Genomic DNA, 10181 nt, shown 5'->3' on the forward strand with positions numbered 1-10181 from the left:
TCTTTTTTTATTTTAGGGAAGTATATAGCTGTTTTTTATACTATTCCACATTTTATTTTAGCAAATGTTATTTTCTAATCGAGAAGCGCTGAGTTGAAAAGTAATTGCCTCTACTTGATATCCATTTTCAGAAATAAAGTTGCTTTATATGCAATATGATAAAAGCGCTCTCATCGTATTTAATTTGAGTACAAATAATTTGCTTCCTATTTTAAGATTAAATGAAAGAATAAGATACTCCTATAATTTAAAACTCAATATTTTTAACTTTTAATTGTTATAAAAGTAAGTTAAATACTATTTATAAAACAAAATTATGTAGTTTGTCGATTATTTTTGTTGTTTTAACGGAATTGTGTGTATGTTTGAAAAGAATTAGAACACATACTAATAACAATATTAAAGAAGTTTGCCCCACAATCTACTTTAAGCTTAAACTACTAAATTATGAAAACAAATTTACTTCGTGCGGTACTGTTAGCAGCAGTTATATTCACTTTAAATTCCTGTTCTTCTGATGCTTCTGAAGCATCTTCGGTAGAAGCAAAATCATTAGTTGTCGCAAATTATAATTATAGCGTTAGTGAAGTGGAAACGATGCAACTGATAAACGACTATCGAGTAAGTATTGGCCTTAATTCATTAGAAAAAATTAATTATATATCCGTTGAATCAGAAGGACATAATAATTACATGATTACAAATAATGTAGTTAATCACAATGGTTTTGTAAACCGCTCTGAAAACATTATAAAAACACTTGGAGCTAAAACAGTGAGTGAGAATATAGCTTATAATTATAGTAGTCCTCAAGCAGCATTAAATGCTTGGTTGAGTAGTCCAGGTCACAAAGAAAATATAGTTGGTAATTATACTCATTTTGGAATTTCAATAAGAGAAAATACTGAAACGGGTAAAAAGTATTATACCAACATATTTGCAAAAATTTAGTTCGTTTATTTTTTTTAGTTGGGAGGCTGTCTTTCCCCGATTCGCAGCCTCTTTTTTTTGTTTTACTAATGCAAACCGTTCTGTTTTTTTTACTTTAATCCGCATAATATATCAGCAAGTTTAATACTCTAAATTAGGTTCTGTTTTTTTAGAGTAATTACTCGAAATATTTACAATTCCATTGCTTTCCCCCTACAATACGATAGTTCTACTTGTGCTTTGTCATCTACAATGATAATAGTGCAGCTTTCTTTATTTTTGGTAGATTTGACGATCTTGATATTTTTACAAAGTAGGTTTGCTCTGCATCCTTATTCAGCGTCTCGTTAACTTGTTGTAGCGGGCTCTGTAAAGTAACCGATTCAAATACAAATTAATAAGCCTGTAGAACTTATGAATTAACTGTTCTTTCCGAAGCAATTCAATTCGATTGAGAGCAACACTTTTTGAGTCTGCGAGAGGAGTAAATAGCAGGCTGCTTAAAGTCTTTTTGTAATATTTACAAAGACAGAATAAAGAGTCTAGATTTATACACCTATATTCTTTTGTTTAATTTATGTACTCTCTATAAAAAAGGCAGGGATTTTTTAATTGGAGATTTTGGTAATGCGAAGTTTTTTAATTTTCAAAACCGTTTTAAAAGTAATATGGAGGGAAAATAAAAAACCGACAGCATAGTATTAAATAGGAGAAGTTATAGTGGTCTGTAAAGTAATAATAAAATATAATCGAAGCAAACTACAATCTATCCCAACAATAAAATATAAAAATTTTTTATTTTAGATAATTGTTTCAAAACGCACTTACATCAATTATCGTTTAATTTAGCTATACTAAAAATGTAATAAATATGAAGTTAGTGATTACTGGTGACATTATTAGCTCGAGAAAAGTAGCTTTAGTCTTATGTATGGGGGATTTAAAGGCGGTTTTGAATGCTTACGGCAACGAACGCGCAGATTAAACAATATAATGGTATTATCGTTTTCAATTGCTAGTTGCTCCTCTTGATGCACTCCAAATTGCCTTTATAATTAAGGCTACCATCAAGTAACACAAAGCGCTTGACGTCCGGATGGCGATGGGAGTAGGTAATGTCGATTATAATGCCCGTAAAGTAACGGAATCTAATGCAACTGCTTTTGTAAATTCTGGGGAATGCTTGGAAGGATTAAAAAAACAGACTATAGAAATTCAATCACATTGGTCTGAATTCGATAAAACCTTAACTGTTATCTTGAAGTTAGTTTTATTGTTTGCTGATAACTGGACGTCCACATCAGCTGAAATACTAAAAAAGGCGTTGGAAAATCCTAAAATTAATCAAAAAGAACTGGCTCTTGCCTTAAATCGAAAAAGTCAGAGTTCCATTAGCGCATCCCTAAATAAGGCTGGTTACGACGAACTAAAAAAGGGGATTGAATATTACAAACAAGGAATTAAAAAACAATGGTAGAGGGAGCTTTAATGCTTGTTTTGGCTCATTTAATAAGAGATTTTATAGTGTAACCTGCGTCTTGAGTTAAGAAAAAAATAGAGCATAAAATCAAATCAAAATACCTCTATTTTCATTTATTAGTGCATTTCGTACTCTTGTTATTGATCACAAAGTTTAATACGTAATACCCTATCACACTAATTGTTATTGTTAGCAGTCATTTTGCCATTGATTGCGCCAAGTTATATTTTGAGAAAAAGAAAACGGTAAAAATTTGGTTTTTCACAGATCAGTTATGGCACTTGGCGGTGATTGCTGCTGTGGTACGTTACCATTATCCGTATGAAATATAATTTGAAGTATTGTATTCGGCTAAAAATCTAGTTTTATTGACTGCCTTAGTCACTGTGAATTATGTGAGTGCGATAGTATTAAAAATTAAACTGTCAAAATGGAGTGATCAAATTACCAATAGTAATAACTACGACAAGAACAATGCGGGGAAATACATCGGGATTCTGGAACGCTTGTTTATTTTCTTTTTTGTGGTGATTAATTTTTGGGAAGGAATCGGGTTTTAATTGGCAGCCAAATCTATATTTAGGTTTGGTGACCTTAAAAAATCTATGGATGTCACGCTTGCTGAATATATCTTGATAGGGACTTTATTGAATTTTGGATTGGGTATTTTTTGTGCGATGGGTTATAAATATTTTGTATAAAGTCGGCCGTAATGGATTAACAAAGCCTAACAAACTTTAGAATAGAATAAATTGGGAAAGTGACTTGAACACAATACCTTTGGAGTATTCAAAAAAATATATAAAATGACAACCCATCTCGCACTGCTCCGAGGCATCAATGTTTCCGGTCACAACATGATCAAAATGGACGCTTTAAAAATAACTTTGGAAAACATTGGTTTTACAAAAGTGCAAACGTATATCCAGTCAGGAAATGTTTTTGTAACCACAGAGGAACAAAATGCTGCCAAAGTAGGTTTTATAATTAAGCAGGAGTTATTTAAAGTTTTTGGAGGTGATGTGCCGGTGATCATTCTTAGCGCGGCCAACCTAGAAGCCTGCTTTACTAACAATCCTTTTTTGAAAGAGAAAGAAGTAGACACTAAAAAACTGTATGTTGCTTTTGTGTCCAAAGAGCTTCGTTCTGAAAATAGTAATGATTTAAAAGTTAGCCAATTTAAACCTGATGAAGCCCATCTGGATGGTAATAAGATTTTTATCAAATATGCAGTGGGAGCTGTTAAGACGAGACTGGATGAGAAATATATCGAGAAAAAACTAAACTTGACGGCGACTATCAGAAATTGGAATACTGTCACACAATTGCTGAAAATGTATGAAGAAATGGGATAGTTTAATTTACAATAAAAATCCCCTTTTTAATAAAAACAGACCGCTGATTTGCGAAATACTATCCTTAGTGTGTTGTTAATCAGTGTTTTTTTTAAAATATTAAATCATTTTTACGACTGTGCTGCTAATGTAGAAATAGTTTTGGTTTAAATCCAAAAACTATTTATATTTATAACGCTATCATTAATTCTAATACTTCACTATCTAATATGAATTTCAAACTTTCTATTATCGTCAGTAGCTTTTTTATTTGTTTTGCATATGGTCAAACAGGTACGCCCGGTGATTACTTAACTTCGCAGTTCCACAAAGAGCGCAGGACGGCCTTACGTATTCAAATGCCAAGCAATAGTGTGGCAGTCTTTTTTGCTAATGCGGTTCGCAATAGAGCGAATGATGTAGATTATGTGTACCATCAAGACCCTGATTTTTTTTACCTCACAGGATACAAAGAACCCAATTCTGTTTTAGTTATTTTTTCGAATAAGCAAACTAATAAAGAAGGGAAAACCTATGATGAAATTCTTTATGTTCAGGAGAAAAATGTTCGAGCAGAGCAATGGACTGGAAGACGTTTAGGTACCGAAGGTGCAATGAATGATTTAGGTTTTGCTACAGCGTTCAATGGCGTAGATTTTCTCAACTCAGGAATTAAATACGCTGAGTTTAGCTCTGTTCTTTTTAAGGAATTCAAGGATGATTACCGGGATTCAAAACGCGATGACGCTGATTTATATAAATTGGTGGAAGCCTTTAAAAATCAGGTAGGATACAATTCAAAGGCAGAATCTAAAATAGACGCTAATCTACAGAATGAGTTTCGAAATAAAAAAAGCATAACGCCAAAAAAAGTAAGTATCGATACGCAGTCGATTCAAAGCTATATGGCTGGTTTGCGTGAAATAAAGTCGAAAGAGGAATTAGTATTACTGACCAAAGTAGTTCGGATTTCGGCCATGGGGCAACGGGAAATTATGAAAGCCATGCATGCTGGGATGTCCGAGAATGAGATACAAGGAATACATGAATTTGTTTATAAAAAATACGGTTGCGAGTTTGAAGGGTATCCTTCAATTGTAGGCGCTGGAAATAACGGCTGTGTTTTACATTACATAGAAAACAGTAAAATGAAGGTCGAAAATGATTTGGTCTTAATGGATTTAGGTGCAGAATACCATGGCTATACTGCCGATGTAACACGCACAATTCCTGCTAATGGGAAATTCTCAGCAGAGCAGAAACTAATTTATGATTTAGTTTATCAAGCCCAAGAGGCTGGAATTGCTACCGTCAAAGAGGGAAATGACTTTAATGCACCTGACATTGCGGCACGCAAGGTGATCACGGCGGGTTTAATGAAACTGGGAATTATCACTAAAGAGGAGCAGTCGAGAGTTTATTTTCCGCATGGAACATCACATCACATTGGTTTAGATGTTCATGACCCAGGCTTGTACACCACCTTTGATATTGATATGGTTCTTACTGTAGAACCCGGGATTTATATTCCTAAGGGAAGCGATTGTGATAAAAAATGGTGGGGTATTGCCGTGAGAATTGAAGACGATATCTTAGTTACAGCAAATGAGCCAATAAACTTATCTGCGGAAGCACCGAGGAAGTCGGAGGAAATCGAAGCGCTCATGAAGGAAAAAAGTGTATTGGACGGTTTTACTTTACCAAGTTTAGACTGATCTATTTCGATAAATAGAAGGTAAATCGTAAATTTGCTTTCCTATTTAAAACTCCGGAATCTAATGATTCTAGATTTTTTTATGCCACTATTTCATCCTAATAAAAGGCACTCTTATTCGGAGGGAATTAATTTTTTTGTTCATTATTTATGCTTGAAGAGCTAGTGATTTATTTGGTAAATCTTTTGAATTATAGCATCATTTAAATGGACAGATTCATTTAAAATTATTTTCGAAAGCACGAATAGGTTCTTATCTTAATTTTTCGTGAAAAAAAGAGGTGAAATTGAAACAATGATAGTTTGGAATCAAATGTAAAAATAATTATTTCGGTGGAAACTAGAATTGATTCCACCAACAGAAACAGTATAGAAGCATAGGACTACTCCTGAAACAAGTACGTTTTTGAAAATCAAAAGGATAAAAAAAGCTTTTTTTCTATTTCCTTTTTTAAGAACTCAAAGTTTGGTCGCATCGGCATAGTTGCGGTTAAATACTTTAAAAAAATCAGTTACTCCGAAGAGTCTTTTGCTCTTCGGAGTTTTTATTTTATTATTTCTTTCTCTACAAGATCACAATACCAAAAGCCGTAATCAAACACATCTGTTGCATCGGATTCACAGCGGGTGTTTGAGGAATCCTCTTTTGGTTTTTCGTATTTACGATACACGATCTCGCCAATTTCAAAATCAATCAATTCTGAGAAAATTGGACCATCAAAAGTAAAGGTATGAAATTCGCCATTTTCACCGCAAACATCTACATTTTTAGGTAAGTCGTTGATGAAACTCTGATCAATTACTCGCCCGATAAAGCTTTTGTCGAGATAACGCTCGTTAACGCAAACAACAATCGTTTTAAAGCCCAATCCAATGAATTCCTGTATCAAATCATGAGTGGGCACTTTCCAAAGCGGAAAAACGCCTTCAAGTCCCATAGTGGCTAATTTGTCTTCCCGGTATTTACGCAGGTCTTCTAGGTTAATATCGCCAAAAATAGAGTGGGTTACTCCTTGGTTTTTCAGTTTTTCCATTGTGGTTTGCATCACGCTTTCATAGACTTCCATGGTGGGCATTTCTGGGATTTGCATGATCTCCAGTGGTAATCCGATGCTTTTGGCCTGTTGTTCTAATAATTCTACGCGAACACCATGCATAGAAACACGCTGAAATTCTTGGTTTACGCTGGTTAGTAAACAATTGATTTCAAATTCAGGATCTTGTAAAACTTTATACAGGGCTAGAGCAGAGTCTTTGCCGCTACTCCAGTTAAATAGGGCTTTCTTTTTCAATGTGATCTTATTCGAAATTTATGTCTGTAAACTTACAAAATTACTTCTGTTTGTTCCTGAATCATTTGTAACTTTGATTGTTCTTAATTTTTATTAAATGGTATTATTCAAAAATAAGTATCAAACTGAATCAAATCGTTTATAAAATTGGGATTATTTTAGTGCAGCTATCTATTTTATTATAATAGTGACCCTAAATCGGGAATACTTTTTTAGAGCTACTAACGATGAAAAAATGGAATTAAACTCAAGCGGTAAAATTGTTGAAACGGAATTGGTAAAATCAATTTCGATCTGAGAAAATTGTTTTTGTCATAATTGGGTTATTATGCCAAACCATATTCATTTGCTGTTAGAAATAAAAAATGGGGATATCGACGTAGAAACGCACGATGTAGAGACGCACTGCAGTGCGTCTCTACAATCAAACCGGGAATCCCTGCCACCTAATTTATTTCGTAAACCAAATTCGATCTCATCTTTTGTCGCCATTTTAAAGGTGGTTACGACAAAACAAATTAATGTAATGGAGAATAATTCAACTAAAATTTGGCAATCCAATTATCATGATCATATTGTTCGTAATGATGATTCATTTAATAAAATTTATCAGTACATTAAGTACAATCCAAGAAATTGCAATATCGACTCCATAAATTCTAAATTCTAATTTTATTATGAAATACCTGTTTTTTTTACTCTCTTCGTTGGCTTTCGCCCAACAGACAAAATTTGTTGATTTCAAATCAGTTTCCGGGCAATTAACATTAGATGCAAAAGAGAAATCAGTAACGGGTTCGGTACATTACTGTTTGGAGGTGTTAACCCCCATTGATACCATAAAAATTGATGCACAAAACATGAATTTTACAACCGTAAAACTGAATAATTTGGCGGTGCCTTTTGTAAATACAGCTAAACAATTGCAAATTATCTATCAATTTAAAAAGGGCAAAAATGAAATCAGTTTTGAATATACAGCAACGCCTACGAAGGCTTTATATTTCGTAGGTTCTGAAGCGGCAGATGATTTGCAAATCTGGACGCAGGGACAAGGGAAATATACGAGCAATTGGTTTCCGAGTTTTGATGATGTGAATGAAAAAGTGATTTTTAATATAGAGCTTACTTTTAATCAGGAGTATCAGGCAATTTCAAACGGGATACTAACCGGTAAAACGACAAACGGCAGCATGGCCTTGTGGCAATATCGGATGCAAAAACCCATGAGTTCTTATCTGCTGATGCTGGCGATCGGTAAATTTGATAAGTACACGGAAAAAACGAAATGCGGAACCGAATTAGAGTTATACTTGGAACACAAAGATACGGCGAGGTACGAACCTGCTTACCGTTATTCTGTTCGAATGTTTGATTTTCTGGAAAAAGAAATAGGGGTGAAGTACCCTTGGAAAGTGTATAAACAAATTCCCATTCGTGATTTTTTGTATGCCGGAATGGAAAACACTTCGGCAACCTTATTCTCCAGCAGGTATGTAGTCGACTCCACCGGTTTTGAAGACTGCAATTATACCAATGTCAACGCACACGAACTGGCACATCAATGGTTTGGGGATTTAATCACTGCCGAAAGCGGAAAACACCATTGGTTACAGGAAGGATTTGCCACTTACTATGCCTTACTGGCAGAACGAGAAATCTATGGTGATGAGTATTTCTATTCTAAACTATATGAAACAGCACAGCAAATTAAATATGCTTCCAGAACGGATACGATTCCGGTTCTGAATGAAAAAGCCAGTTCCTTAAGCTTTTATCAAAAAGGGGCTTGGGCTTTGTTCGTTTTGCATGAAGCAATAGGCGATAAAGCATTTAAAAAAGCAGTACGCAGCTACCTGAAAAAATATTCCTTTCAAAGTGTGAAAACGCAGGATTTCTTTCAAGAAGTGAATAAAGTGTCTGATTTCGATACGGATAAATTTAGCAAAGTATGGCTTGAGTCTATGGTGTTTAATTCTAACAAAGTCAATGAGTTATTGAATAAAAATAAAACTTCAAAATTATTGTTTGAATTGGATAAGCTGAAGAAAAAACCACTGTCAGAGAAAGCAGAATTTATGGCAGAGATACTTCAATCCGAGGCTTATTATACGGTAAAAGAAGCAGTCGTTATTCAGCTGAAAAACGAAAATTTTGAAGCCAAAAAGCAGCTGTTAGAGTTGGCTTTGGCGACCAATAATATCCAGGTTCGGCAGGCGGTTGCCAGTACAAACACAAAAATTCCAGAGGATTTCAGAGTGCAATATGAAAGTTTATTAAACGATAAGTCTTATCAGACGCAGGAGATTGCTTTATTTTATTTATGGAATAATTTCCCGGAACAGCGCTCGGTCTATTTGGCGAAATCCAAAGACTGGATTGGTTTCAGCGATCATAATCTAAAAACTTTATGGCTGTCACTGGCGGTATCAACCCCAGAATACGAAGTTGATAAAACCCTTCTCATAGCAGAATTGATTAATTATTCCTCCACTAATTATGAGGCTATTACACGTCAAAATGCTTTGGAAAAACTGATTGGTTTTAATTTAATTAATGACGTAGTTTTAAAAAACTTAGTGAATGCGACTACGCATCACATGTGGCAATTTTCTAAATTTGGAAGAGATAACATCAGAAAGTTATTGAAAGATAAAGAAATGGTACTTTCATTTGAAGGAATTCTACCTGAGTTAGATGAAAGAGAACAGTTTCAATTGAGGCGGTTACTAAATTAATAGTACTGTTAGTTTATGAATTGTACCTAAGGACGATAAAAAAGACTTAAAACCATTTTTAAGTTGCACTTAAAAATATATTCCAGTGGGCATTAGTGATTTCTGGAGGAGGGAGTAAAGACACATTTGCTGATGGTCTCACACACTATCTTTTAGAAAAAAAATAAATGTGATGTTTTTATTGGTACTTCAACTGGAAGTTTACTTATTCGGTATCTCGCCCTAAATAAAACTGAAAAAATAAAAGAGATATTTACTTCTTTAAATCAAAGAAGTGTTTTTATTAGGCTTCCTTTTTTTTAAAGTATCTAAACGGAAAATTTCATGAAACTATCTTCTTTATGCTGCTAGTAAAAAAACGACTGCGATTACGGCGATGCTGTTTTTACTAATCTGGTTTAAAGCATAGAAGCCATAATATGAGGGGCAGCAGTCATTGATGTTATAATCTTGAATACCGAAGTAAATATTCAAAAAAAATTATGAGTAGTAATCCCTTTTCATTATCGGTTAATTTATTTGGAATCGTTTTCGAATAAGTAAAAAAAAGATATTGCACTGTAAATTTTAGCTTCAAAACACAAAGAAGTACCACCAAAAATATTTATGTTCTACTCCAAATACGTTTTGGTTATAACTTAATTTTACTACAACAACAACAACAACAACAACAACAACAACAAATACTTACTG

Annotated in this window: 9 protein-coding genes; 8 read left to right on the top strand and 1 reads right to left on the bottom strand. The window is 33.9% G+C overall.

Annotated elements, in window-relative coordinates; all coding sequences use genetic code 11:
* Window positions 1–447: 447 nt before the first annotated feature.
* The 6 genes from A3SG_RS0115760 (at window position 448) to A3SG_RS0115785 (ending at window position 5459) form a co-directional block, all read left to right on the top strand.
* Window positions 448–951: a CAP domain-containing protein gene (locus tag A3SG_RS0115760; protein WP_016990967.1), complete on the top strand. Its 504-nt coding sequence runs from the start codon at window positions 448–450 to the stop codon at window positions 949–951.
* 1075 nt (window positions 952–2026) lie between these two features.
* Window positions 2027–2407, top strand: coding sequence for a hypothetical protein (locus A3SG_RS20930; RefSeq protein ID WP_016990968.1), 381 nt, complete (start codon window positions 2027–2029; stop codon window positions 2405–2407).
* Window positions 2408–2589: 182 nt separating this feature from the next.
* The gene (locus tag A3SG_RS23160) at window positions 2590–2742 is read left to right on the top strand and encodes a DUF3307 domain-containing protein (protein WP_410501001.1); all 153 of its coding nucleotides are present in this window, start codon (window positions 2590–2592) and stop codon (window positions 2740–2742) included.
* Window positions 2743–2778: 36 nt separating this feature from the next.
* Window positions 2779–2970 carry a hypothetical protein gene (locus A3SG_RS20935; RefSeq protein WP_157485506.1) on the top strand — a complete coding sequence of 64 codons (192 nt, stop codon included), beginning with the start codon at window positions 2779–2781 and terminating at the stop codon, window positions 2968–2970.
* A 246-nt stretch (window positions 2971–3216) separates the two neighbouring features.
* Window positions 3217–3765 carry a DUF1697 domain-containing protein gene (locus tag A3SG_RS0115780; protein WP_016990971.1) on the top strand — a complete coding sequence of 183 codons (549 nt, stop codon included), beginning with the start codon at window positions 3217–3219 and terminating at the stop codon, window positions 3763–3765.
* 209 nt (window positions 3766–3974) lie between these two features.
* Window positions 3975–5459, top strand: a complete 1485-nt coding sequence (locus A3SG_RS0115785; RefSeq protein ID WP_016990972.1) for an aminopeptidase P N-terminal domain-containing protein — start codon at window positions 3975–3977, stop codon at window positions 5457–5459.
* 544 nt (window positions 5460–6003) lie between these two features.
* On the opposite strand, the gene A3SG_RS0115790 is transcribed toward A3SG_RS0115785, so the two are convergent.
* Window positions 6004–6750, bottom strand: coding sequence for a diphthine--ammonia ligase (locus A3SG_RS0115790; RefSeq protein WP_016990973.1), 747 nt, complete (start codon window positions 6748–6750; stop codon window positions 6004–6006).
* A 328-nt stretch (window positions 6751–7078) separates the two neighbouring features.
* On the opposite strand from A3SG_RS0115790, the gene A3SG_RS0115795 reads away from it, so the two are divergent.
* Both A3SG_RS0115795 and A3SG_RS0115800 read left to right on the top strand, forming a co-directional pair.
* A complete protein-coding gene (locus tag A3SG_RS0115795; protein WP_016990974.1) occupies window positions 7079–7420 on the top strand; it encodes a transposase in 342 nt (113 codons plus the stop codon).
* A 7-nt stretch (window positions 7421–7427) separates the two neighbouring features.
* A complete protein-coding gene (locus tag A3SG_RS0115800; protein ID WP_016990975.1) occupies window positions 7428–9488 on the top strand; it encodes a M1 family metallopeptidase in 2061 nt (686 codons plus the stop codon).
* The last annotated feature ends 693 nt before the right edge of the window (window positions 9489–10181 follow it).

It is taken from the genome of Flavobacterium sp. ACAM 123, assembly GCF_000264055.1.
Classification (GTDB): domain Bacteria; phylum Bacteroidota; class Bacteroidia; order Flavobacteriales; family Flavobacteriaceae; genus Flavobacterium.

Excerpts from the sequence above, each read along its gene's own strand:
- A3SG_RS0115760 (WP_016990967.1), top strand. The coding sequence starts at position 448 with ATGAAAACAAATTTACTTCGTGCGGTACTGTTAGCAGCAGTTATATTC.
- A3SG_RS20930 (WP_016990968.1), top strand. The coding sequence starts at position 2,027 with ATGGCGATGGGAGTAGGTAATGTCGATTATAATGCCCGTAAAGTAACG.
- A3SG_RS0115780 (WP_016990971.1), top strand. The coding sequence starts at position 3,217 with ATGACAACCCATCTCGCACTGCTCCGAGGCATCAATGTTTCCGGTCAC.
- A3SG_RS0115785 (WP_016990972.1), top strand. The coding sequence starts at position 3,975 with ATGAATTTCAAACTTTCTATTATCGTCAGTAGCTTTTTTATTTGTTTT.
- A3SG_RS0115795 (WP_016990974.1), top strand. The coding sequence starts at position 7,079 with ATGCCAAACCATATTCATTTGCTGTTAGAAATAAAAAATGGGGATATC.
- A3SG_RS0115800 (WP_016990975.1), top strand. The coding sequence starts at position 7,428 with ATGAAATACCTGTTTTTTTTACTCTCTTCGTTGGCTTTCGCCCAACAG.